The organism is Candidatus Methylomirabilota bacterium, from assembly GCA_035764725.1.
Lineage (GTDB): Bacteria > Methylomirabilota > Methylomirabilia > Rokubacteriales > CSP1-6 > DASRWT01.
The window spans coordinates 30,974-53,818 of record DASTYT010000098.1 but is presented as its reverse complement, the minus strand read 5'-3'; the positions used below and the strand labels follow the sequence as shown (position 1 = coordinate 53,818).

20 protein-coding genes are annotated in these 22,845 nt (G+C 72.2%); 10 read left to right on the top strand and 10 right to left on the bottom strand.

Features of this window, described 5'->3' with window-relative positions; all coding sequences use genetic code 11:
- Window positions 1–35 precede the first annotated feature (35 nt).
- The 3 genes from VFX14_15675 to zwf are packed head-to-tail and all read left to right on the top strand — an operon-like array spanning window position 36 to window position 5,771.
- Entirely contained in the window at window positions 36–1,490 is a 1,455-nt protein-coding gene (locus tag VFX14_15675; protein ID HEU5191124.1) for a gluconokinase, read from the top strand.
- A 31-nt stretch (window positions 1,491–1,521) separates the two neighbouring features.
- A complete protein-coding gene (gene rpiB, locus VFX14_15670; protein ID HEU5191123.1) occupies window positions 1,522–4,272 on the top strand; it encodes a ribose 5-phosphate isomerase B in 2,751 nt (916 codons plus the stop codon).
- Window positions 4,272–5,771 (top strand): glucose-6-phosphate dehydrogenase, encoded by a 1,500-nt coding sequence (gene zwf, locus VFX14_15665; GenBank protein HEU5191122.1) that lies wholly within the window; start codon window positions 4,272–4,274, stop codon window positions 5,769–5,771. Before rpiB ends, zwf begins: the two co-directional genes overlap by 1 nt.
- A gap of 133 nt (window positions 5,772–5,904) precedes the next feature.
- Here the strand turns inward: zwf and VFX14_15660 are convergent, their stop codons facing one another.
- Window positions 5,905–6,354 carry a hypothetical protein gene (locus VFX14_15660; protein ID HEU5191121.1) on the bottom strand — a complete coding sequence of 150 codons (450 nt, stop codon included), beginning with the start codon at window positions 6,352–6,354 and terminating at the stop codon, window positions 5,905–5,907.
- A 42-nt stretch (window positions 6,355–6,396) separates the two neighbouring features.
- Here VFX14_15660 and VFX14_15655 point away from each other — a divergent pair, with 42 nt between their 5' ends.
- The 6 genes from VFX14_15655 to VFX14_15630 all read left to right on the top strand — a co-directional run bounded on the left by VFX14_15655 (window position 6,397) and on the right by VFX14_15630 (window position 10,516).
- Window positions 6,397–7,068, top strand: a complete 672-nt coding sequence (locus VFX14_15655; protein HEU5191120.1) for a YdcF family protein — start codon at window positions 6,397–6,399, stop codon at window positions 7,066–7,068.
- A gap of 95 nt (window positions 7,069–7,163) precedes the next feature.
- Window positions 7,164–7,676: a sigma-70 family RNA polymerase sigma factor gene (locus VFX14_15650; protein HEU5191119.1), complete on the top strand. Its 513-nt coding sequence runs from the start codon at window positions 7,164–7,166 to the stop codon at window positions 7,674–7,676.
- Window positions 7,673–8,161 (top strand): hypothetical protein, encoded by a 489-nt coding sequence (locus VFX14_15645; GenBank protein HEU5191118.1) that lies wholly within the window; start codon window positions 7,673–7,675, stop codon window positions 8,159–8,161. The genes VFX14_15650 and VFX14_15645 overlap by 4 nt, the downstream gene beginning before the upstream one ends.
- Window positions 8,162–8,175: 14 nt before the next feature.
- Window positions 8,176–8,670, top strand: a complete 495-nt coding sequence (locus VFX14_15640) for a periplasmic heavy metal sensor (protein ID HEU5191117.1) — start codon at window positions 8,176–8,178, stop codon at window positions 8,668–8,670.
- Window positions 8,667–9,221: a YMGG-like glycine zipper-containing protein gene (locus VFX14_15635; protein ID HEU5191116.1), complete on the top strand. Its 555-nt coding sequence runs from the start codon at window positions 8,667–8,669 to the stop codon at window positions 9,219–9,221. The genes VFX14_15640 and VFX14_15635 overlap by 4 nt, the downstream gene beginning before the upstream one ends.
- 134 nt (window positions 9,222–9,355) lie before the next feature.
- Window positions 9,356–10,516, top strand: a complete 1,161-nt coding sequence (locus tag VFX14_15630) for a DUF1207 domain-containing protein (GenBank protein HEU5191115.1) — start codon at window positions 9,356–9,358, stop codon at window positions 10,514–10,516.
- On the opposite strand, the gene VFX14_15625 is transcribed toward VFX14_15630, so the two are convergent.
- From VFX14_15625 to hpnJ, 3 genes are read right to left on the bottom strand one after another with little or no spacing between them, the layout of a single operon-like run.
- Window positions 10,513–10,905, bottom strand: coding sequence for a phosphomannose isomerase type II C-terminal cupin domain (locus VFX14_15625; GenBank protein ID HEU5191114.1), 393 nt, complete (start codon window positions 10,903–10,905; stop codon window positions 10,513–10,515). The two genes, VFX14_15630 and VFX14_15625, sit on opposite strands and share 4 nt — an antisense overlap.
- A complete protein-coding gene (gene serA / locus VFX14_15620) occupies window positions 10,902–12,494 on the bottom strand; it encodes a phosphoglycerate dehydrogenase (GenBank protein HEU5191113.1) in 1,593 nt (530 codons plus the stop codon). Before serA ends, VFX14_15625 begins: the two co-directional genes overlap by 4 nt.
- Before the next feature lie 47 nt (window positions 12,495–12,541).
- Complete coding sequence (gene hpnJ, locus VFX14_15615; protein HEU5191112.1) at window positions 12,542–13,963, bottom strand: hopanoid biosynthesis associated radical SAM protein HpnJ; 1,422 nt, start codon at window positions 13,961–13,963, stop codon at window positions 12,542–12,544.
- Window positions 13,964–14,032: 69 nt separating this feature from the next.
- Between hpnJ and VFX14_15610 the strand changes: the two genes are divergently transcribed.
- Entirely contained in the window at window positions 14,033–15,619 is a 1,587-nt protein-coding gene (locus tag VFX14_15610) for a CopD family protein (protein HEU5191111.1), read from the top strand.
- Here VFX14_15610 and VFX14_15605 read toward each other — a convergent pair.
- The 6 genes from VFX14_15605 to VFX14_15580 are packed head-to-tail and all read right to left on the bottom strand — an operon-like array spanning window position 15,604 to window position 22,845.
- Window positions 15,604–17,361, bottom strand: a complete 1,758-nt coding sequence (locus VFX14_15605; GenBank protein ID HEU5191110.1) for a glycosyltransferase family 39 protein — start codon at window positions 17,359–17,361, stop codon at window positions 15,604–15,606. The two genes, VFX14_15610 and VFX14_15605, sit on opposite strands and share 16 nt — an antisense overlap.
- A gap of 11 nt (window positions 17,362–17,372) precedes the next feature.
- Window positions 17,373–18,050 carry an ABC transporter ATP-binding protein gene (locus VFX14_15600; GenBank protein ID HEU5191109.1) on the bottom strand — a complete coding sequence of 226 codons (678 nt, stop codon included), beginning with the start codon at window positions 18,048–18,050 and terminating at the stop codon, window positions 17,373–17,375.
- Window positions 18,051–18,053: 3 nt separating this feature from the next.
- Entirely contained in the window at window positions 18,054–19,232 is a 1,179-nt protein-coding gene (locus VFX14_15595) for an ABC transporter permease (protein ID HEU5191108.1), read from the bottom strand.
- Window positions 19,233–19,239: 7 nt separating this feature from the next.
- Window positions 19,240–20,514: an NAD(P)/FAD-dependent oxidoreductase gene (locus tag VFX14_15590; protein HEU5191107.1), complete on the bottom strand. Its 1,275-nt coding sequence runs from the start codon at window positions 20,512–20,514 to the stop codon at window positions 19,240–19,242.
- Window positions 20,514–21,788 carry a tryptophan 7-halogenase gene (locus VFX14_15585; GenBank protein ID HEU5191106.1) on the bottom strand — a complete coding sequence of 425 codons (1,275 nt, stop codon included), beginning with the start codon at window positions 21,786–21,788 and terminating at the stop codon, window positions 20,514–20,516. The genes VFX14_15590 and VFX14_15585 overlap by 1 nt, the downstream gene beginning before the upstream one ends.
- Window positions 21,781–22,845 (bottom strand): glycosyltransferase family 2 protein, encoded by a 1,065-nt coding sequence (locus tag VFX14_15580; GenBank protein HEU5191105.1) that lies wholly within the window; start codon window positions 22,843–22,845, stop codon window positions 21,781–21,783. Before VFX14_15580 ends, VFX14_15585 begins: the two co-directional genes overlap by 8 nt.

The following is a 22,845-nucleotide window of genomic DNA, read 5'->3' as shown; positions in this document are numbered from 1 at the left end:
GGCGTTCGGGTTTGTGTAGTTGAATATACCCCAACATGCTCGTGATGGCGCTGGACGTCGGCACCAGCTCGACGCGCGCGGCGTGCTTCGATGCGGAGGGCCGGCCCCTGCCCGAGGCGGAGGGCCGCGTGACCTACGCCGCGCGCGTGGCGCCAGACGGCGGGGTCGTGCTCGAGGCGGAGGCGCTGATGGACGCGGTGGCCTCCGCGGTGGATCAGGCGCTCGCCGGCGCGGGCGCGCGCGCCCGCGAGATCGCCGGCGTGGGCGCGTCGGTGTTCTGGCACAGTCTGCTCGCCCTCGACGACGCGCGGCGCCCGCTGCTGCCTGTGCTCACCTGGGCGGACACGCGCAGCGCCGAGGCGGCGGCGGCGCTGCGCGCACGCCTCGACGGGGCGGCGGTGCACGCGCGCACCGGCGCCCTCCTGCATGCCTCCTACTACCCGGCCCGCTTCCGGTGGCTGCGCGAGCGGCACGCCGGCCTGTTCGCGCGCGCGGCCGTGTGGTGCGGCTTCGCCGAGTATCTCCTGTGGCGACTCACCGGCGTGCTCCGCGCGAGCGTGTCCATGGCGTCGGGCACCGGCATCTTCGATCAGGACCGCGTGGCGTGGGATGCTCCGCTCCTTGCCGAGAGCGCGGTCGACGCCGCGCGCCTGCCCGCCGTGGACGACACGCCCGCGCCCGGTCTCACGCCGGAGTGGGCGGCCCGCTGGCCCGCGCTTGCGCGCGTGCCGTGGTTCCCGGGCTGGGGCGACGGGGCCTGCTCGAATCTGGGGTCCGACGCCGCGGGGCCGGGGCGCATCGCGCTCAACGTGGGCACCTCCGCGGCGCTGCGGCTGGTACTGTCCGCCGTCCCAAAGGTTCCGACGGGCCTGTGGCGGTATCGGATCGATGCCAGGCGCGCCCTCGTGGGTGGCGCGACCTCGGAAGGCGGCAACGTGCTCGCCTGGTGCCGGGATCTGCTCGTCCTGCCCGAGGGCGACGCGCTCGAGGCCGCCCTGGCCGCCCGCGCACCGGACGCTCACAGACTCACTGTCCTGCCCTTCCTCGCCGGTGAGCGGAGCCCGGGCTGGCGAGCGGATGCGCGCGCCACCATCGCGGGCCTTTCCCTCGCCACCGGCGGCCTCGACATCGCCGCCGCGCTGCTCGAGGCGGTGGCGCTGCGCCTGGCCATCGTCCATGAGCGCCTGGCCCCGCTGGCCGGGGTGGACCACCGCGTGATCGCCTCGGGCGGCGCGCTGCTGCACTCGCGCGCATGGGCACGGATGATCGCCGACGCGTTCGGGCATCCGATCACGCTGTCGCTGGAGGCAGAGGCGTCCAGCCGGGGCGCCGCCCTGCGCGTGCTCGAGGCGCTCGGGGCGCCCGCGCCGCCGCCGGCGCCGCTCGGCGCGACGGTGGCCCCGGATCCGACACGCCATGCCATCCTCCGGACGGCCCGGGACCGGCAGCAGCACCTCTACGACAACGTTGTCGGCTCTCCCCTCTCCTGAGAGAATAGGATCTCGACGGAGACCGCTGACCATGCGCTTAGCGCTCGGCTGTGATCATGCCGGCTTCGCCCTCAAGGGCCCGCTCGCCGCGGCCCTCGAGGCCGACGGGCACGACATCCTCGACCTCGGGACATTCTCCGCGGAGCCGGTGGACTATCCGGACTTCGCCCGCGCCGTCGGGCAGGCGGTGCTCCGAGGCTTCGTGGAGGCCGGGCTGCTGGTCTGCGGCAGCGGCGTCGGGGCCTCCATCGCCGCGAACAAGATCCGCGGCATTCGGGCCGCGCTCTGCCACGACGTGTTCACCGCGCGCCAGAGCCGGGAGGACGACGACGCGAACGTCCTCTGCCTGGGCGCGCGTGTGCTCGACGAGCCGACGGCCATCGAGGTGACGCGCGCGTGGCTCGAGGCGCGCTTCTCCGGCGAGGAGCGCCACACCCGCCGCGTGGCGAAGATCACGCAGATCGAGGGCGCGCTGCCCGTCCCCGACAAGGACGGAGCCCCGGCGCCGCCGCGACCCACCGCGGTGGCGCCGGCCGCGGCGCCGCCGGCGCCGCCACGCCCGCCGGCGAGCAAGCCCGCTCCGCCGGCGGGCGCGTCACCCGCGTCTGTGGCACCCGCCGCGACCGCACCCGCCGCCGCGGCGGCTCCGGTTGCCACCGCGACCCCGGCGCCGCCGCGCGGCTCGGTCCCGCCGCCTCCGTTGCGGCCCGGTCGCCCCGCACCGCCCCCGATACCGCCGCGTCCACGGGTCGAGGACCGAGGCCCGCGGCCCACGGACCCGCTCGCCGCCGCGGCGGCCGAGCTGATCCGACAGGCTACCGGCGGCGTCGTCGACGAGGACGAGTCCGAGAGCGACGGGCCTGCGCGCCGCGAAGGCGTGATCTCGATCGACGAGGACACGCTCGAGGTCATCCCGCCGAAGGGACGCGCGAAGCCGGCCGAGCCTCCGGCGCGGTGGGCCGGCAAGTCCACGGGCAAGTCCGGGGCGGCGAAGGCATCGGGGGTGCGGCAGAGTGCGCCGCCGCCCGAGCCCGAGCCCGCGGCCGCGGCGGCGAAGTCGAAGAGCGAGCCGCCCGAGCCGGCTGCACCGGCCGTGGCCGCGCCGCCCAACGCCCTCCGCCATCCGACGGTGAGCGCCGCGATCGAGGCGATGGAGGAGCAGGACTTCATCGGCCGCCTGTGGACGAAGGACGTCAGTCTCTGGCCCGGCGAGGCCGAGGAGATCCGCAATCGCCTCGGCTGGCTCACGACGCCCACGATCATGCGCGAGGCCGTCGAGGAGCTCCGCGGCTTCGCAAACGAGATCCGGCGGCTGCAGTACACGCACGTGGTGCTCCTCGGCATGGGCGGCTCCTCGCTGGCGCCCGAGGTCTTCAACGTCACGTTCGGGTCGAAGATGGGCTTCCCCGATCTGCTCGTGCTCGACTCCACGGATCCCCTCGCGGTGAAGCGCACCCTCGAGCGCATCAACCTCGGGCGTGCGCTGTTCGTGGTGGCCACGAAGTCAGGCAGCACCATCGAGACCATGTCGCTGTACGCCTACTTCCGCGCGCAGGTGGAAGCGGGCAAGCCGCCCAAGCCGGGCATGCAGTTCGTGGCGATCACCGATGCGGGCACACCGCTGGAGACGCTGGCGACGGAGGCGGCCTTCCGTCGCACCTTCCTCAATCCCGCCTCCATCGGAGGGCGCTATTCCGCGCTGTCTTACTTCGGCCTGGTGCCCGCCGCGCTGCTCGGGGTGGACGTGAACGGCGTAGTCGAGAGGGCGGCCGCGATGCTGGAGTCGTGCGGGCGCGAGTCGAGCCCGGCGGACAATCCCGGCCTGCGGCTGGGCGCGGCGTTGGCCGGGTTCGCGCGCGCGGGCCGGAACAAGGTCACGCTGATCCTTTCGGACAAGCTCCGCGCCCTCGGCGCGTGGATCGAGCAGCTCCTCGCGGAGTCGCTCGGCAAGGACGGCAAGGGCCTGGTGCCGGTGGACGGCGAGCCGCTGGGCGCCCCGGAGGTGTACGGCGAGGATCGCCTGTTCGTGTCCGTGTTGATGAAGGGCGACACCACGCACGACACCGCCCTCGGTAAGCTCGCGGCGGAGGGGCACCCCGTGATCCGCCTCGAGCTCGGCGACCTCGTCGATCTCGGCGCGGAATTCTTCCGCTGGGAGATCGCTGCCGCCGCGGCGGGTGCGGCCCTCGAGGTCAATCCCTTCGACGAGCCCAACGTGGCCGCGGCCAAGGAGAAGACGAATGACCTCCTCGGTCAGTGGCGCAAGGTCCACCGGCTGCCCGAGTGGAAGGCGGTGGCGGAAGCCGACGGCCTGGCGCTCATGACCGGCCGCGAGGACCGGCCCGAGACACTCGGCGAGGGGCTGTGGGCGCATCTCGCGCAGGCCGAGGCCGGCCAGTACCTCGCCATCCTGGCGTACCTCCCGCCTAACAAGGACGTGGCGGAGCGTCTGGAGGCGCTCCGCATGATCCTGCGTGACCGGCTCAAGGTGGCCACGACGGTCAACTACGGACCGCGGTATCTCCACTCCACCGGTCAGCTCCACAAGGGTGGCCCGGCCACCGGGGTGTACCTCCAGCTCACCGGCGACGACGCCGACGACCTCGCGATTCCCGGCGCGGGATACAACTTCGGCACGCTGAAGGCGGCCCAGGCTCTGGGGGACCTCCAGGCGTTGTCGGAGAGGGACCGCCGCGTGGCTCGGATTCACCTCAAAGGCAAGCCCGTGCCCGCTCTCGACAAGCTGGTGCAGACGGTGCGCGGGCTCGCACGGAAAAGCTGATGGCCGACGAATCTTGCGTGATGGTGATCTTCGGCGCCTCGGGTGACCTCACCAAGCGGAAGCTCGTCCCCGCCCTGTGGTCGATGTTCCAGAGCCGCGTGCTGCCCGAGCCCTTCGCGGTCATCGGCGTCTCGCGCACCGAGATGAGCAACGAAGTGTTCCGGGCGGCGATGCGCGAGGCCGTGACCGACTTCGCGCGCGTCCAGCCGCCGTCGGCGCGGGTGTGGGACCGTTTCGCGCAGGCCCTCTTCTACTACACCGGCGATCCGGCTGACCCCGGCCTCTACCCCGGCCTCGGGGCCTTTATCAAAAGGGTTGAACAGGAGCGCGGGAGCGGCGGCAACCGCCTCTTCTACCTGTCCACGCCTCCGTCCCTCTACCCGCACATCGTGACGCGGCTCGGCGAAGCCGGCTTCCAGCGCAACGCGGACGCGACGGACGCCTGGGTGCGGGTGGTCATCGAGAAACCATTCGGCCGCGACCTGGAGTCGTCGCGGGCCCTGAATCATGTCGTCAACGGCGTCTTTTCCGAGGATCAGGTGTACCGGATCGACCACTACCTCGGGAAGGAGACCGTGCAGAACATCCTCGTGTTCCGCTTCGCCAACGGGATCTTCGAGCCCCTGTGGAACCGCAACCACGTGGACCACGTGCAGATCACGGTGAGCGAGACGCTGGGCGTGGAATCCCGCGGCGCCTACTACGAGGAGTCCGGCGCGCTGCGTGACATGATCCAGAACCACATCCTCCAGCTCCTCTGCCTGGTCGCCATGGAGCCGCCCGTCACCTTCGACTCCGATCCCGTGCGCGACGAGAAGACCAAGGTCATGCGCGCGCTCCGCCCGATCGCGCCGGCCGACGTGGACACGGTGGCCGTGCGTGGGCAATACGGCCAGGGCTTCGTGGAAGGCCAGCGGGTGCCCGGCTATCGCGAGGAGAAGGGAGTGTCCGCGGAATCCATCACGGAGACCTACGCGGCGCTCAAGCTCGGCGTCGACAACTGGCGCTGGGCGGGCGTGCCGTTCTATCTCCGGACGGGCAAGCGCCTCGCCAAGCGCGCGAGCGAGATTGCCGTGCAGTTCCGCCGGACGCCGCACCTGGTGTTCCGCCGCAATCCCGAGGCGATCGCGGAAGCCGCCAACCGCCTGATCCTCCGCATCCAGCCGGACGAAGGCATCTCGCTCCAGTTCGGCGCGAAGCTGCCGGGGCCCGAGCCCCGCATCAAGGCGGTGGAGATGGACTTCGACTACCACCAGTCCTTCGGCGGCGAGCCCCCCGAGGCCTACGAACGGTTGCTGCTGGATGCGATGAAGGGGGACGCCACGCTCTATGCGCGCGGCGACTGGGTCGATCTCGCGTGGGAACTGCTCGGGCCGGTGCTCCACGTCTGGGGCAGCGGCGATCCGCGCAAGTTCCCCAACTACGAGGCGGGCGGCTGGGGGCCCGCCGAGGCCGATACGCTCATCGAGCGCGACGGCCGCGCCTGGCGACGCCCGTAGGGCGAAGGCCGAAGGGCCTCCCTACAGAGGTCGCCCCTTGGGGCGACCGTAGATCAAATCAGGAAAGAGCCTCGCGCTCGCCGTCACGCCCCGCTCCCGGAACGAGGAGCGGGGCCAAGTTGCGGCGAGCGCGCTACTGTCGGACGGGTGGGACGGGAGTGGCCGTCGGAATCGGCGTCGCGGCGGGAGCGGCGAGCGCGCCCGTCACCACCTTGGTAGCCGATAGCTCCACCCAGGTGTAATAAATCCCTTCATAAATCACGATCTGCAGAGAGTTCCCCGGCTTGTCGTAGACCTGCGTGGTACCCTTCCCCGAGGCCATGGTCGAGGACAGATGCCGCCACCCATTGGCCTCCAGTGTGGTCCGGAAGGCGGTGGCGAGGCTCTCCGGCTCGAGGCGCCCCTTGTAGAAGATGCGGGCGGCCTTCACCGAGGGCGACTCGATGATGGTGGACTTCTCCATGTCCACGCTGAGGCCCTTGGGAACCGGAATGTCTTCGAACTCGCTCCGCTGGACGCGCGGTGACGACGCGCATGCGGAGAGAGCCAGGACGGCCACCGACAATATGAACAAACGGCGCATGGGCAATTCCTCCTCGCGGCAATCGTACAAGCGCGTCCTCTCGTGCTCCAAGTTTTTGGGACGCCGCAGGTGGTGAACGCGCGCCGCGCCGCCATCGCGGCGCTCTGCCTCCTCACCCTCGCGCTCCTCGTCTGGGCGGTGCACGCCCCCGTGCTCCGCTGGCTCGCCTCGAACCTGTCCATCGAGGACGCGCTCGCCGAGGCGGACGCCATCGTGGTGGTCGCGGGCGGCACCCCGTTCCGCGAGCGGGGCGCCGCGGATCTCTATCGTCAGGGCTGGGCGCCGCGGGTGCTGATCTCGCGCCCCACCAATCCCGAGACCGTGGAGGCGCTGGTGGCGCTGGAGGTGCGCCCGCTCGATCTACAGGCCGAGTCCCGACAGGCCCTGCTCCGGTTCGGCGTCCCGGCCGGTGCCCTCGTGGTAATGACCGAGCCGGTCCGCATCACCGAGGATGAGCTGGCCCTGGTCAAGCGTGAGGCCCAGGCGCGGGGCTGGCGTCGCGTGATCCTGGTGAGCACCCCGGAGCACACTCGCCGGGTCAAAACTATCTGGTACCGGGGCGGGAACGGCGACGTCGAGGCCATCGTCCGCGGGACTCCCTACGGTCGACCGGAAGGTCCGTGGTGGCGAAGCCGCCGGCAGGCGGAGGCCGTCCTTCACGAGTACCTGGGCCTGGCCGCGATTTATCTCGGCATTTCCCCGTGGATGCGCTGAGCCGGCGCCCCCGCTTCCCGTCAACCTTCCCGCCCCCTCACTCGTCAGTAAACTAGGAAGGGCGCCGCCACGTCCAACGGGCCGTGGATGCTCCCATGAGTCGCCAGGATGAGCTCGGGCCTCTGCTCGAGCGTCACTCCGGGCGGCTCCGGCGCCTCTGTGGCCTCTTGCTCGCCGACGGGCAGGAGGCCGAGGAAGTAGTGCAAGACGTGCTCGTGAAGGCGCTTGAGGCGCTGCAGCGGCAAGGGCCTCCGGACGACTGGGGACCCTGGCTCACCCGCATCGCGGTCAACACCTGCCGCGACCGGCGGCGGGCCGGCTGGTGGCGGCGCTTCCGGCGATGGAGTGAGCCGATCGAGACGGTTCCGCTTCGCCACGCGGACCCGTCACCGGAGGAGCTGGCCATCGGCGCCGAGACGCGGCAACAGATCTGGCAGAGCTTCCGGTCGCTCCCCGACCGGCAGCGCGAGGTGTTCGTCCTCCGCCACATGGAAGGCCTCTCGGGCCCGGAAATCGCCGACGCGCTCGGGCTGAAGGCCGGAAGCGTGAAGCGCCACCTCTTCCGCGCGGTGCACCGGATGCGGCGGACCCTCCGGGAACCGGCATGAGGCATCTATCCGAGCGCGCGCTCATCCATGCGCAGGCCGGCCTCGCCGAGCCGGCGGACCGACGGCACCTGGACTCGTGCCTGACCTGCACGCGGCGGGCGCAGGGCCTCACGCGCGACCTCACCGTGATCACGCGCACGCTGGATGGTCCCGCGCCGCACCGGCGGCCCGCGCCCGCGTTCCGCCGCTGGATTCCCGCCGCGGCCCTGGCGACGGCGACGGCGCTGGCGGCGCTACTCTGGGTCGAGGTGACGGTGTGGCGGGCCGTGACCTACGTGCCGCCGACCATGCGCCCCGAGGAGGCCCGTGCCATGCTGACCCAGGTGTCGGCGGCCCTCTTCTCGTTGCGGGGGGACGCCACCGCCACCGCGGAGGCGAACACCGAAGCGGTGGAGTCCGTGGTCTCCGACGACGAGGAGCAGCCGAGCGAGTGCACGGGGCCCGAGTGGCTGATAGGATCGGGATGTGGTGCGGGCGCATCGTGAGGAGGCGTGACGTGATGACCTCGACGATCTCCAGCCGGACGGCCCGGCTCCCCCTGGCCATGGCCTTGATGCTGGCGGCGGCGCTGCTGGGCTCGGTCCTTCCCGCCTCCGCGCAGATGCGGCCCGAACGGGGCGGCTGGGGGCGCGAAGGCGGCATGGCCCTGCCCCTGCTGATCCGGGCCGCCAAGCTCACCCCCGAGCAGGACGGCAAGGTGCGCGTGATCCTCACCAATCACCGCACGGTCACTCGCAACACCGTCGAGCAGCTCCGGCGCGCCCAGGACGAGCTGGCCGACAAGCTCCTGGGGCCGGCCCCGGTGCAGGCTACGGATCTCCAGCCCCTGCTCAAGCAGATCGCGGCGCTTCGCGAGCAGCTCCTCCAGGACAGCGCGCAGATCGCCCTCGAGGTGCGCTCGGTGCTGACGCCGGAGCAGCTCGCGCGGGCGGGTCAGGTCAAGGCGCGCATGCAGCAGCTGCAGTCGGAGCTGCAGCAGATCTACGACCGGTGAGCATCGTGACCTCGCGGACATCGCTCGTGCGCCGCGGGACCGCCGCCGTCGTGGTGGCCGCGCTCGCGGCCGGCTGCGCCACCGCGCCGGCCGGTCCCAGCGTGGCCGTCATGCCGGGCCCCAGCAGGTCATTCGAGGAGTTCCAGGCCGATGACGCGAGCTGCCGGCAGTGGGCGCAGACGCAGTCAGGCGATCCCTCGACCGCGTTCAACCAGAACACCGCCGCCGGCTCGGTATGGGGCACGCTGATCGGCGCGGGGCTCGGGGCCGCCATCGGCGCCGCGGTCGGCAACCCGGCCGCGGGCGCCGCCATCGGCGCGGGCGCCGGCCTGCTGGGCGGGACCGCGTCCGGCGCGAATGCCGGCTATTACGCGGGGGCGAGCGTGCAGCAGCGCTATGACATTGCGTACCAGCAGTGCATGTACGCGAAGGGCCACCAGATTCCTGGCGCGCGGACCTACCGGCGCGTGGCGAACCCGCCCCCTCCGCCCCCGCCCCCGCCCCCACCCCCACCCCCGCCACCGCCTCCGCCGCCGCCGGTTACGCGCTAGGGCCTGCGGTCACGAGGTCCTCCTCGCGCATCGTCGACCGTCGACACGCGTGAGAGAGTAGGGGCAGACGCGCACACGACCGCGCCCCGCGGCGGGCAGCGAACGCCTGGGGCGGCATCCCGAGGAGACCGCCCATGCGTGCGACCCTTGGCGTTCTGGCCCTGGCCTTGGCCGTTCTCTTCCGACCCGATCTCGCCTTCGCGGGCGCCGACGACGACTTTCTCCGTGGCTACGCCACGGCCCTGCTCCGCGAGACGCTGGGCCCCAGCGCCCCGACGATTCGCGTCACCGATGGGGTCATCCAGGTGACGGCCGCCCGCGAGGCCGATCGCGGGCGCATCGCGGCGGCGCTGGCCCGCGTGCCCGGCGCCGTGCGCGTCGAGTTCCTGGGTCCGGCGCCGACTCCGGGGGTCGCGCCCACCGCCCCGCCCACGATCGCGGCGGCGCCCGCGGGCGCGCCGGCGACCGGCGCCACGCTGCCGCCGCCCGCGCCGGACTGGGCGCCGGAGGCCATCGAGACCGGCTTCCTGCCGAACGGGCTCATCTTCGATCCCCTGCTCGCCGATCCGCGCTGGCCCCACTTCGGCGCATCGATCCAGCGCTATCTGGACGATCCCGACTTCACGCACATCGCCTCGGTGAGCTTCGGCGAGACCATCCCGCTCTACCGGCAGGCCATCACGTCGTTCGGCGGCTACTGGGAGGTCGGGATCCAGGCCGGCGTCTTCGCGATCTTCGACATGGACTCCAAGTCCCACGATCTCGTGAACGCCGACTACTTCGCCGCCTTCACGGGCGCCTACGCGCAGGGCCCGTTCGAGCTGCTCACGCGGCTCTACCACCAGAGCTCGCACCTGGGCGACGAGTTCCTGCTGCGCACGAAGACCAATCGCATCAACTTGAGCTACGAGGCCGTGGACCTCAAGCTCTCGTATCACCTGTTCGAGCGGCAGGTCCGCCTCTATGCAGGCGGCGGCTATCTCTTCGACCAGGATCCCTCGAATCTCAAGCCCTGGTCGGCTCAGGCCGGTCTCGAGTGGAAGCACCGGTTGGGCTTCATGCCGCACGTCACGACGGTGGTTGCGACCGACGTGCAACTCCACGAGGAGAACAGCTGGAGCCCGAACTACTCGGTGCGAGCGGGGCTGCAGTTCGACCGGGCGCGCATCCTGGGGCGGCGGCTCCTGGTCATGCTGGAATACTTCAGCGGCAACTCACCGAACGGGCAGTTCTACAAGAACAAGATCGACTACATCGGGCTGGGCGCCCACTTCTACCCCGGCGGGAGCGACTAGCGACCGGCGCGCCCGTAGTCGTCCTGCTTGCGGATGATGTCGTCCTCGCCGAGATAGGTGCCGAACTGCACCTCGACGATGATGACGGGCACGCGGCCTACGTTCTCCGCGCGGTGCCAGGCTCCGCGCGGCACCGTGACCGATTGACGCGGGCCCAGACGCCGGCTCCGGCCGTCGAGGGTCACCTTGGCCGAGCCCGCGACGATGGTCCAGTGCTCGGCGCGCCGGCGGTGCTTCTGCAAGCTGAAGCGATGGCCGGGCTGGACTACCAAGCGTTTGACCTGATAGCCGGGGCCCTTCTCGAGCGTCTGGTAGCCGCCCCACGGCCGCGGCTCGAAGGGGGCCGCGCCCTGCGGCATCGCGGCGCGGGCGGCGTGGCGGCGGCTCACGGGTCGAGCCGGATGAGGCGAGTGAAGTCGGCCTCCACCGCCTTGGACACTTCCTCCATCACCTCGGGCGTGACCGCCTCGTCGAGCAGCAGCACCACGATGGCGCCGCCGCGCCGCGTCCGCCGACCCACGTGCATCGAGGCGATGTTGACGTTGTGCCGGCCGAGGATGGAGCCGATCTTGCCGACCATGCCCGGCCGGTCCTCGTAGGAGAGCACCAGGATGTGGCCCTCGGGGATGAACTCGATGTGCAGGTCGCGGAGCCGCACGATGCGAGGCGTCCCGTCGAAGACGGTGCCCGCGATGATCTTGCGGCCGGCGCCGGCGTGGGTGGTGACGGTCACGAGGTTGGTGTAGCCCGACCCCGCGGCCTCGTCGGCGCGCACCGCCACCGCCACCCCGCGCTCGCGGGCCACCAGGTGCGCGTTCACCAGGTTGACCGCCTGCGCGGTGACCTTGCCGAGGAGCCCCTTCAGCACCGCGCGCGCGATCAGCTCGGGGTCGCGGCGGCCCACGTGACCCGCCACCTCCACGTCGACGCGCTCGACGTTGTCGCGCTCGAGCTGCACGCAGAAGCGGCCCAGGGTCTCCGCCAGCGCGAGAAACGGCCGCTGCTCGGCCATGCTCTCCCGATCACCCACCGGGATGTTCACCGCGTGCTCGACGAGCTCGCCGTCGCGGAACGCGGCGATCTCCCGCGCCACGTCCACCGCCACGTTCACCTGGGCCTCGGAGGTGTTGGCGCCGAGATGCGGCGTGCCCACCAGCCGCGGGTGCGCGATCAATCGCTTGACGAGATCGGAAACCGGCGGCTCTTCGGACCAGACGTCCACCGCCGCCCCCGCCACCCGGCCCGAGTCGAGCGCGGCGAGGAGATCGCCCTCGTGGACGATCCCGCCCCGCGCGCAGTTGACCAGTCGCACCCCGGGCTTCATGAGCGCGATCTCGCGGGCGGAGAGGAGGTTCTCGGTCTCCTCCGTCAATGGCACGTGCACGGTGATCACGTCGGACTGGGCCAGCACCGTCCCGAGATCGGTGAGCCGGACGCCGAGCTCGCGGGCGCGGCTCTCGGGGATGTACGGATCGTAGACGAGCACCGTCATGTCGAAGGCGCGCAGCCGCGCGGCCACCCGCGAGCCCACCTTGCCGAGGCCGATCACCCCGGCCGTCTTGCGGAACAGCTCGGTCCCATACACCGCGCGATCCCACGTACCGCCCTTGAGGGTCTCGTTGGCGAACGGGATCTTCCGCACCAGCGCCAGGAGCATGCCCACGGTGTGCTCGGCGGCCGACACCACGTTGCCGTAGGGGGCGTTGACGACCACCACGCCCTGGCGCGAGCAGGCATCGACGTCGATGTTGTCCACGCCCACGCCCGCACGTCCGAGGATGCGCAGGCGCCGCGTGTGGGCGAGGAACTCCGGAGTGACGGTGGTGGAAGACCGGGTGATGATGGCCTCGTAGTCGCCGAGCCGCGCCAGCAGCTCCTCGCGCGGCAGTTTGCTCGAGACCTCGTCGACCTGGAAGCCGCGCTCGCGGAGGAAGGCAAGCCCCTCAGGCGCGATCGCGTCGATCACCAGCACCTTCATGCCGTCATGCTAGCACGGGGGCGAGGCCGCCCCGCGCTCGGCGCCGGCTAGCGGTGGCGGCGCAGGAAGGTGAGGAACTCGCGGCCCTCGGCGAGGCGCCGCTTGAGCACCCGGCGGTCGCGCACCATCTCGCCGGCCAGCGAGATCATCTTGCGCGGACGGAAGTAGAAGCGGCGGTAGAAGAGGTCGAGCGACTGGAAGATCTCCGTGCGTGGAAGGTGCGGGTAGCCGATGGCGCTCCGCTGCTCGCCGCGCGCGTCCACGAGGTCCTCCGACTCGAGCCAGCCATTGCGCAGCGCCTCGGCGTGGAGCGCCGTGCCCGGATACGGCGCAGCGAGAGACACCTGGATGGTGTGGGGGTCGATCTCCCGCGCGAAGCGAATCGTTTCCTGGATGGTCTCGCGGGTCTCCCCCGGTAGCCCGAGGATGAAGGTGCCGTGGATGGCGATGCCGAGCCGCTTGGCCTCGCGCGTGAACGTCCGCGCCGCGTCGAGCCGCACGCCCTTCTTCACGTTGTTGAGGATCTGCTGCACGCCAGACTCGTAGCCCACGAGGAGCAGGCGCAGCCCGTTGTCGCGCAGCACCTTGAGGGTGGACGCGGGCACATTGGCCTTGGCGTTCACCGACCAGGTGACGCCGAGCCGCCCCAGCCGCTTCGCGATGGCTTCGGCGCGCGGCAGATCATCGGTGAAGGTGTCGTCGTCGAAGAAGAACTCGCGCACCTCGGGGAAGAGGCGCTGGGCCAGCGCCATCTCCTCCGCCACATGCTCGACACTCCGCGTCCGGTAACGCTGCCCGCCCACCGTCTGCGGCCAGAGGCAGAACGTGCACTTCGAGCGGCAGCCGCGCCCGGTGTACAGCGACACGTAGGGATGCTGGAGATAGCCGATCGCGTAGTTCGGGATCGTCAGGTCGCGCCGGTAGACCGGCGTCACGAAGGGCAGGCGGTCCATGTCCTCCAGGATCGGGCGCGGACGCGTGTGCGCGACGTGGCCGTTCTGCCGATAGCACAGGCCAGCGATCTGTGCGAGCGGCACGCCGCGCGCGACCTCTTCGATCGTGAAGTCGAACTCGTTGCCGGCCACGAAGTCGAGCGCCGGGCTCGCCTCCAGCGAAGCGTTCGGCGCCACCGCGACCGCAGCGCCGACCATGCCGATGGTGAGCCCGGCGTGCTCGGCCTTCAGCGCCTCCGCCACCCGGACGTCCGCGGCGAAGGACGGCGTGCTCGTGTGCATCACGCAGAGGTCGTACTGCCGCGCGAGCGGGCGCACATCGTCCAGCGTGAGGCCGTCCGGCGGGGCATCGATCAGGCGCGAGCCGGGCACCAGCGCGGCAGGCTGGGCGAGCCACGTGGGATACCAGAACGAGCGGATCTCGCGCTTGGCCTGGTATCGGGAGCCGGCGCCGCCGTCGAAGCCGTCGGCGGAAGGGGGATGGAGGAACAGTGTACGCAGGTAATCGGGCGCCATGGACGCGGCTCTATGATACACGCCGCCGGCCGACCGGGACGGCCGCCCCGTGTGGGATACTCAGGTCCCGTGGTCCCGCTCGCCCTCGTCCTCCTGCGCGCACTGGGCCTCCTCGGCCAGGCGCTCGTGCTGGGGGGCGCGGTGTTCGGTCTCGCGGTGCTCCGCCCCTGGCTGACAGGCGCCGCCGACGCCTCGGTTCTCCGCCGCCACGTCGTGCGCCTGGTCCGCGCCGGGGGACTGCTCCTGCTCGCGGCACAGGCGACCGCGCTCCTCCTGATTCTCAGCAGCGTGGCGGACGAGCCGGCCTGGCCTCTCGCCGACTTCCTGGCCACGCCCCTCGCCCGGGCGAGCGCGCTCCGGATGGCGGCGGGACTGGCCGCGCTCGGCGCGGCGACCTGGATCGCGCGCCGGCCCCGCACGGACGGCCCGTGGCTGGCGCTGCTCGGCGCGGGACTCGCCGCCGCGGGCACGGCCGCCTGGACCAGCCACGCCACCGCCCGGCTCCACGGGCGCGAGACACTGCTCGCCGTGGACGTGCTCCATCAGCTCGCCAGCGCGGTGTGGGGCGGCGGGCTCGTCCACCTCATCGTCCTCGTGCTGGCGCGCGGCGACGTCGCGTGGCCCGCCGGCGCGCTCCGGGCCTTCTCGCGCGTGGCGCAGGTCGCGGTGGCGGTGCTCGGCGCGAGCGGGCTCCTGCTGGCGCTGGTGTACGTGGGAGATCCGGGCGCGCTGATCGGCACCGCGTACGGGGGCATGCTGCTCGCGAAGACCGCGCTCGTGATCGGGCTCCTCGCCCTGGGAGCGGCCAACTTCCGCGCGGTCCGCCGCCTCCCCCCGACGCGGACGATGCTGCCCGTCCGGCTGGGCCGCTTCGTCGAAGTCGAGGCGGGGCTCGCCGTCACACTGGTGTTCGTGGCCGCGTCACTCGGCTCGGCGCCGCCCGGCGTCGACATCGTCCGCGACCGCGCCACCGCGGCGGAGATCGCGGCCCGCTTCGCACCGCGCTGGCCCGCCTTCTCGACCCCGAGCTTCACCGAGCTCGCCTCGGCTGCCGCGATCGACGATCCCCTCGCGCCTCGCACCGCCGCCGATATCGCGTGGTCCGAGTACAACCATAATGTCGCCGGCGCCTTCGTGCTCTTCATCGGGATTCTCGCCGCCCTCCACCGACTGGCCGGCATGGCCTGGGCGCGGCACTGGCCACTCGTGTTCCTGGCGCTGTCCGCCTTCCTTCTGCTGCGCACCGATCCAAACGCGTGGCCGCTGAGCCCGACGCAGACCTTCTGGGGAAGCCTCGTGGATCCGGAGGTGCTCCAGCATCGCGCGCTGGCACTCCTGCCCGCCGTCCTGGGGCTCTTCGAGTGGCTGGTCCTCGAGCGGCGGCTTGCCGCGCCCGGATGGGCGCGCGTGGCGCCGCTCCTCATGGCGGTGGGCGGCGGGCTGCTGCTCGCCCACGCCCATCCGCTGGTGGGCGTGAAGGAGTCCTATCTCATGGAGGTCACGCACCTGCCGCTGGGCCTGCTCGGTGTGCTCATCGGCTGGACGCGCTGGCTCGAGCTCCGCCTCCCCGGGGCGGACCGCCGCATCCCCGCGCGCATCTGGCCGCCGGCGCTGGCGCTGGTCGGCCTCCTGCTCGTGCTCTACCGCGAGGGCTGAGGCGCGTTCACGTAGAGTCGGCGGCCGTTGTCCTCCAGGAGAAGATGCCGTCGATCGGGCGGCACCGTGGCGATGACGCTCGCGGCGGGCGCGCGTGGCGTGACCAGGTACACCGGCCGGTCCGAGCTCCACTCACGCTGGAAGCGCTCGCGCGTCCAGAACGTGTCGCGCGCCTCGGGATAGGTGGCGCCGAAGCCCAGCACGCTTCGCGTGCCGTCGAGCAGCGCGGGCCGGCGGCCGGAGTAGAGCTCGAGCGCCCCCGAGACCTCGATGGGGCCTTCGTGCACGAGGAGATCGCCGGGCCGCGTCCGCGCCGCCACCTCGGCGGCGAGCCGGGGCACCGCGCGCGACGCCGAGAGGACGCCCAACCCGGCGCCCACCAGCGGCACCATCGCGAGCATGGTGAGCGCGACGAGCGGCGCCACCAAGCCTTCACCTCGCGGCCGGCGCCGCGAGAGCACGAGCACGACCAGGAGGGCGGCGGCGCCGAGCGTGAAGACGACGGTGGCGCGCTCCAGCAGCCGCGCGAACTGGGGCCAGAGCGCCGTGAGCGAGGTGCCCGCTGCCGCGGTGGTCGCCTTGCGCGCCGTCACGTCGGAGACGCCGAGCACCTCCGCGGTGAAGAGCCGGCCGTCGCTCGCCGTGCCGAGCGCGCAGCCCGCCGCGACCAGCGCGAAGAGCCCGAGGTGCAGCCACCCCGCCGCACGCACCTGCCGCGGCACGCGCTCGGCCCACCACCGCGCGGCGAGCAGCGCGATCGCCGGATACACGGGCAAGCCATAGTGGGGGAGGCGGAACGGCACGAGCGCGAAAAGCGCCACGCTGCCCGCGGCCCAGAGGGCCAGCGCCACCCACGGAGCCTCTACGGGATGCCGCCACGCCCGCCGGCGCGCGAGGGCGACCACGGCGAGCACGGCGGGCACGACCCAGGGGAAGGCGCCCAGCGCGGTGGTCGCCAGGAACTCGAGCGCCGAGATCGGCACGTCCTCGTCGGGGAAGAGCCGCACGAGGGCCGCGTTGCGCGCGTGATTGTCCACCATGACGTACCAGAGAAAGCCGGGGTTCCGCGCGGCGGCGAGCGCGTACCAGCCGCCGCCGATTACCGCCATGAGGACGATGCCGAGCGGCGGAAGCCAGGCCCTGACGGGACGGAAACGGCCGGCCAGCGCGGCCGCGCCCGCCACGGCGAGGAGCGGGCCGACGAGTCCGATCGGATCCTTCGCGAGCGCGGCCAGCCCCAGCGCCACGCAGCCGGCGAGCGACCACGCGCGCCGCGATTCGCGCCAGCCGACGATGAGGCCGGTGAACCCCCACTGTATCGCGGCGAGGAACAGCGTCTCCGGCCGCACGTAGCGCGCGAAGGCGGCGAACAGTGCGCACGACAGGAGGGCGACGCCAGCGAGCAGGCCCGGGCCAGGCCCGAGCAGCCGCGCGCCCAGCAGCGCCGTCCCCGCAACGGCCAGCACCGCGCCGCTCAGGGGCGCGAGGCGGGCCGACCATTCCGAGACGCCGCCGGCGCTGAAGGCCGCGGCCTGGAGCGCGTAGAGCAGCGGCGGCTTGTCGAAGTAGCGCACGCCGTTGAGGTGAAGCGTCAGCCAGTCGCCCGATCGCCACGCTTCGCGGGCGATCTCCGCGTGCTGCCCTTCGCCCGGGTCGTCGAAGGGCACGGCGCCCAGCCCGGGCAGGAGCAGCAGGAGGGCCAGCGCCGCCGTGGCGAGCGCCACGAGGACGGCGGCGCGCACGCCCGCGGGCCTCAGCCCCTCGCGAGCCGGCCGGCGGCCAGACGCAGGCAGGCGTCCGCGGTCGCGGCGGCGTCGGGGCGGTGGGTGACGAGGATGACGGTGGCGCCGCGCTCGCGCGCCTGCGCGCGCAGCTCGTCCAGGATCACGCGCGCGTGCGTGTCGTCGAGGTTGCCCGTGGGCTCGTCGGCGAGGAGCAGCGGCGGGCGATTGAGCACGGCCCGGCAGTAGGCCACGCGCTGCTGCTCCCCGCCGGAGAGCTGGGCGGGATAGTGGCCGCGCCGGTGGAGCACGCCCAGCCGCTCCATCAGGGCGAGGGCATCGCGCTCCGCGTCGCGGCGGTCGCGCCCCACGTAGCGCGCGGCGAGCAGCACGTTGTCGAGCGCGGTAAGGCTTCCCAGCAGGAGGAAGGACTGGAACACGTAGCCGATCTGCGTGCCGCGCACCCGGCACTGCGCGTGGCGGCCCAGATGGCTTACCCGCGTGTCGTCGAAGCGGATCTCCCCCGCGTCGGCCGGCTCGAGCAGCCCGAGCAGGTGCAGGAGCGTGGACTTGCCCGAGCCGGACTGGCCGATCACCGCGAGCACCTGGCCCGGTTCGGCATCGAGGCTCACGTCGTCCAGGACGCGCACGGGTGGCGCGCCGTCGATGCCCGGGTAGACCTTGCCCAGCCCGCTCGCCCGCACCCGCACCGCTCAGGTCCCCCGGCGGATCGCCTCGGCCGGCGACAGCCGCGTGATGCGGAGCGTGGCGTAGGCGGCGGCGAGCGACCCGAGGAGCAGCGCGAACACGAAGGTGAAGCCGAGCAGGCGCGGCGAGAAGAAGAAGAGCTGCTGGCCCTCGCGCACCGTGCGCGAGTCCACCACGAAGCCGATGCCGAGCGCGAGCGCGACGCCGAGCCCGACGCCCCAGAGGCTCACGCCGAGCGCCTCGCCCAGCACTTCCCGGAGGAGCTGGACGTCGGTCGCGCCGAGCGCGCGCTTCACCCCGAAGTCACGGATGCGCTCGAAGACCGCCGCGGTGACGGTGTTCGCGAGTGAGAGCCCGCCGATCACGAGGGCCAGGGTGCCGATGCCGACCAGGAGCGCCGAGAAGAAGGCGGTGGAGGTGCGCAGCATCTCGGACAGCTCGCTCGGGATCGTCACGTTCACGCCCTTCACGCTGGCCTGGATACGCCGCGCGAGGTCGTTGGGATCCACGCCGTCCTGCCAGGCCACCGCGGCGCCCGAGTTGAGATCGGCGCGGGTGAGCCCGCCGCCGCCGAACACCCGGAAGAGCAACGGATCGCGGCGCAGCCACACGTCGCGGGCATCCTCGAGTGAGACCATAGCGAAGCGATCCGGCGCGGTCAGGGTCTTGTCGAGAATGCCGACCACCTTGAACTCGAGGGCGCCCATCGGCAGCACGCCGCCCACGTCCAGCTTGTGGGAGGCCGCGAAGTCGAGGCCCAGCACCGCGACGCCGCGGTCGCCGGGGGCGAGGCTCCGCCCCTTCCGGATCGGCAGCGTCTGGTAGTTGCGGTTGGCCTGTGGCGCGCTCGGGTCCATGCCCATCAGCAATTCCTGCGTGAGGGTCATGAAGCTCGACGTGCTCGGGTTGATGGGGAGCATCACCTGCGGCTGCACGAGCGCGACGCCCGGCACCTTCGCGATCTCGGCCAAGCGCGCGGCGGGGAGGAGGCCGCCCGCGGTGAAGCCCGCGCCCATGCCCATCCCCTCGCCGGCGACCGAGATCTGGCCGAGCACGAAGCGGTCGCCGCCCTCGATGAAGCGGCTGATGCGCTCGGCCATGGCGCCGAGGGCGACCAGCCCGGCCATGCCCACCGCGATGCCGAGCACGGTGAAGCCGTAGCCGCGCGGGAACAGGCGGCGCATCGGCCGTCTAGTACTCGAGGCGCGACTCGGCTCGCCCCTGCCGCCGCCGGATGCGGCGATTGATACGCACGATGGCCCAGAAGAGCCCGATGCGGAACCGCATCGTCGGGGGGATACGATGGAAGGCGCCGCCCGCGAGGACGAAGGTCACCGCGTCGATCAGCCCGAGGGTGTCCCGCGGGTTCATGAAGATCTCGAGAAACTGGCGGTCGTAGAACTGTGTGATGAAGCGCGTGAAGGGCCGCATGCCGCGGCGCACCTGCCGCGCGTAACCCCCGAAGCGTCGCGCCTCGAAGCGCCCGGAGTGGAAGGCTTCCACGATCTCCTTCGCCGCCATCTCCCCTTCCGCCATGGCGAGGAACACCCCGGCCGAGAAGATCGGGTCCACGAAGGCCACCGCGTCGCCCACGCAGAGAAAGCGGTCGCCCACGATGGGGTCCACCGCGTAGGCGAAGTTGGCGGCGGTGTACATGGGAGTCACCTGCCGAGCGCCCTCGAGGTTGTCGCGCACGAGCTCGCAGCGCTCCACCATGGCGCGGAAGAGGTCCTCGGGCGTGCCCTCGCGCGCCTTCACCACCCGTGAGTGGAGCACGCAGCCGACACTGGTCTCGTCCCGCGCGAGGGGGATGTACCAGAACCAGCCCTCGGGGAAGATGTAGATGCGGACATTGCCCTCCTCGCGGCCGGGCCAGCGTTTGGCGCCCTGGAAGTAGGCGAAGATCGCCACCTTGCCGAGGCCGGGCATGGGCTCGCGCCGTCCCTGGCGCGAGGCGAGGAAGCCGTCGCGCCCGCTCGCGTCCACGAGGAAGCGGGCGCGCAGCGTCCGCTCGCCGTCCGCGTCGCTCAGGCGCGCGGTGACGCCGTCGGCATCGAACGCGACCTTCTCCACCGTGACGGGCTGGAGCCGGCGCGCGCCCGTCCGCACCGCGTGGTCGAGCAGCACCTGATCGAACTCCGCGCGGTGCACGTCGTAGGTGAAGTGCGGCCACGGACGCCCCTCGCGGAACGTGAACGTGGCCTCGCGCTCGAGCTCCTGATCGTGGAAGGTGACGCCGAACTTGTCGAGGAAACCGTGGGTCTTGACGTCGCCGAGCACGCCGAGCCGCTCGAGGATCGGCATGCAGTTCGGCACCAGCGACTCGCCCACCTTGAACCGGGGAAAGGGCTCGCGCTCCACCACCGTGACGTCGAGCCCGGAGCGGGCGAGGAACGTCGCGGTGGTCGAGCCCCCAGGCCCTCCGCCGACGATCAGGACGTCCGTGTCGAATCCGGGGGTGGGCATCACCACGTGAGCCGGGACTCGACCGGCAACCCGAGCCAACGTCGCCGCCAGGTATTGATCCGAACGGCGAGAGAGAAGACCATCAGCGACACGCGCATGCGGAAGGGCATGCGGATGAAGGCGCCGCCGGCGAGGAGGCCGGTGACGCTGTCGAGGATGCCGTAGTTCTCCCGCGGCCGGAGCAGCACCTCCAGGAACGCGGGCTCGTAGTAACGGTTGATGAAGCGAGTGAACGGCCGGAGCCCGCGCTGCACCCGCCGGACGTAGCCGCCGAAGCGTCGAACCTCGAAGCGGTTGTCGCGGAACGCGCGGAGGATTTCGGCCGCCGCCAGCTCCGCGGACTGCATCGCGACGAACACGCCGGTGGAGAAGATGGGGTCGATGAAGACCACCGAATCGCCCACGCAGACGAAGCGGTCGCCCACCACGGGCTCCGTCCGGTAGGAGAAGTTCGCCGCGCTCTGCACGGGGGTGATGCGCTCGGCGTCGCGGAGGTTCTCGGCGACGCCCCGGCAGCGCGCGATCATCTGCGCGTAGATGGCCTCGATGCCCTCGCGGGCGGAGACCGCGCGCCCGTGGAGCACGCAGCCCACGCTGGTCACGTCCCCGGCGAAGGGGATGTACCAGAACCAGCCGTCCTCGAAGACGTAGAGGCGGATGTTGCCTTCCTCGCGCCCGGGCCAGCGCCGCGCCCCGCGGAAGTGGGCGAAGAGGGAGACCTTGCCGAGCCCGGGAATGCGCTCGCGGCGTCCCAGGCGGGACGCGAGGAAGCCGTCGCGCCCGCTCGCGTCCACCAGGAACCCCGCGCGCAGCGTGCGCGTCCCTCCGCCGTCCACCACGTCCACGGTGACGCCGTCGGCGTCGAAGCCCGCCTTCTCGACGCTCGCCGGCTGCAGCAGCGTCACGCCGGGCTGCGCGGCGGCGTGATCGAGCAGCACGCGATCGAACTCCGCGCGCGGCACCTCGAAGGCCCACGGCGGCCACGGCTTGCCTTCGCGAAACGTGAACGTGTAGTCGAGTTCCGACTCCTGATCGTGGATGTACGCGCCGTACTTCGTGATGAAGCCGGCCGACTTCACGCGATCGAGGACGCCGATGCGCTGGAGCAGCGGGATATTCGCGGGCAGCAGCGATTCCCCGATGTGGAAGCGCGGAAAGGCCTCGCGCTCGACCAGCGTCACGCGGAGGCCTCCCTGGGCCAGACACGTCGCGGCAGTCGAGCCGCCGGGCCCGCCCCCGATGACGATGACGTCGGCCGCGGCGCGGTCAGGCATGGCGGTGGAGCGCGCGGGCAAGGCGATCCTGCGCGTACACGCGCCGGATGAACTTGGTGAGCGGATCGAGCCCGGCGCGGCCGAGGACGGGCTGGGCCACCGCGAGCGCGGCCAGCGCGGGCAGGGCGACGGTGGCGAGGCCCACCTCGCGCATCTGGATGACGCGCGCGTCGACCCACCAGCGCTGCCAGGTGTCCGAGGTGCGCGCGATCACGAAGGCCGCGACAGCCAGCCCGAAGGCGCCCGGGTTGTCGCGATGCCCGGCGGTGGCGGTGGCGAGCTCGCGATGTCGCGGCACGCGCCGCTCGGCCCCCATCACGCCGACGAGCCGCTTGATCACGAGGCCGACATCGTGCGCCCAGCGTCGGAGGCCGTGGCCGGCGAGGTAGCAGCCCACCGCGACGCCGTCCCGAAGGGGCCGGAAGCGACTTCGGCGCGCGCGGTGATAGACGGCGGTGATCGGCGTCTCCACCAGCGGCAGCCCGAGCGCGGCCGCCCGCAGCAGCATCTCGGTCTCGAGCACGAAGCCGCCGCGGCGCGGCCGCGCGGCCACGAGCAGCGCCTGCGGGTAGACGCGGTAGCCGGACTGCGTGTCCCGGAGGGCGTGCCCGCTGAGCCAGTCGATGAAGAAGCCGGCCACCCGCATCGCGTTGAGCCGCGCCGTCGGGATCACCCGGTAGCCCGGCTCGGCAGGATCCTCGGTCGCGCCGACGCCGAGCCGGCCCCCGATGACGAAGGCTGTGGGATGCTCGGCGGCGGCCTCGAGCAGGCGCGGGATCTCGTCGGGATCGTGCTGCCCGTCGCCATCGAGCGTCACGACCCGCTCGGCGCCCCGCGCGAGGGCCAGGTCGAAGCCCCGCCGCAGCGCCTCCCCCTTCCCCCGCTGGCGCGGGAGCCGTATCACGTCGGCCCCCGCCCCCGCCGCCGCCGCGCCGCTGTCGTCGGTCGAGCCGTCGTCCACCACCACGACGGCGCCGTGGCGGCGCGCCCGGGCCACGAGCGGACCGATGGTCGACGCCTCGTTGAAGACCGGAATGACGATCAGATGGTCGCCCAC

What these genes read in the sequence shown, in the direction of transcription:
- VFX14_15675 (HEU5191124.1), top strand. Translation starts at nt 36, where the DNA reads ATGCTCGTGATGGCGCTGGACGTCGGCACCAGCTCGACGCGCGCGGCG.
- rpiB (HEU5191123.1), top strand. Translation starts at nt 1,522, where the DNA reads ATGCGCTTAGCGCTCGGCTGTGATCATGCCGGCTTCGCCCTCAAGGGC.
- zwf (HEU5191122.1), top strand. Translation starts at nt 4,272, where the DNA reads ATGGCCGACGAATCTTGCGTGATGGTGATCTTCGGCGCCTCGGGTGAC.
- VFX14_15660 (HEU5191121.1), bottom strand. Translation starts at nt 6,354, where the DNA reads ATGCGCCGTTTGTTCATATTGTCGGTGGCCGTCCTGGCTCTCTCCGCA.
- VFX14_15650 (HEU5191119.1), top strand. Translation starts at nt 7,164, where the DNA reads ATGAGTCGCCAGGATGAGCTCGGGCCTCTGCTCGAGCGTCACTCCGGG.
- VFX14_15645 (HEU5191118.1), top strand. Translation starts at nt 7,673, where the DNA reads ATGAGGCATCTATCCGAGCGCGCGCTCATCCATGCGCAGGCCGGCCTC.
- VFX14_15640 (HEU5191117.1), top strand. Translation starts at nt 8,176, where the DNA reads ATGACCTCGACGATCTCCAGCCGGACGGCCCGGCTCCCCCTGGCCATG.
- VFX14_15630 (HEU5191115.1), top strand. Translation starts at nt 9,356, where the DNA reads ATGCGTGCGACCCTTGGCGTTCTGGCCCTGGCCTTGGCCGTTCTCTTC.
- serA (HEU5191113.1), bottom strand. Translation starts at nt 12,494, where the DNA reads ATGAAGGTGCTGGTGATCGACGCGATCGCGCCTGAGGGGCTTGCCTTC.
- hpnJ (HEU5191112.1), bottom strand. Translation starts at nt 13,963, where the DNA reads ATGGCGCCCGATTACCTGCGTACACTGTTCCTCCATCCCCCTTCCGCC.
- VFX14_15595 (HEU5191108.1), bottom strand. Translation starts at nt 19,232, where the DNA reads ATGCGCCGCCTGTTCCCGCGCGGCTACGGCTTCACCGTGCTCGGCATC.
- VFX14_15590 (HEU5191107.1), bottom strand. Translation starts at nt 20,514, where the DNA reads ATGCCCACCCCCGGATTCGACACGGACGTCCTGATCGTCGGCGGAGGG.
- VFX14_15585 (HEU5191106.1), bottom strand. Translation starts at nt 21,788, where the DNA reads ATGCCTGACCGCGCCGCGGCCGACGTCATCGTCATCGGGGGCGGGCCC.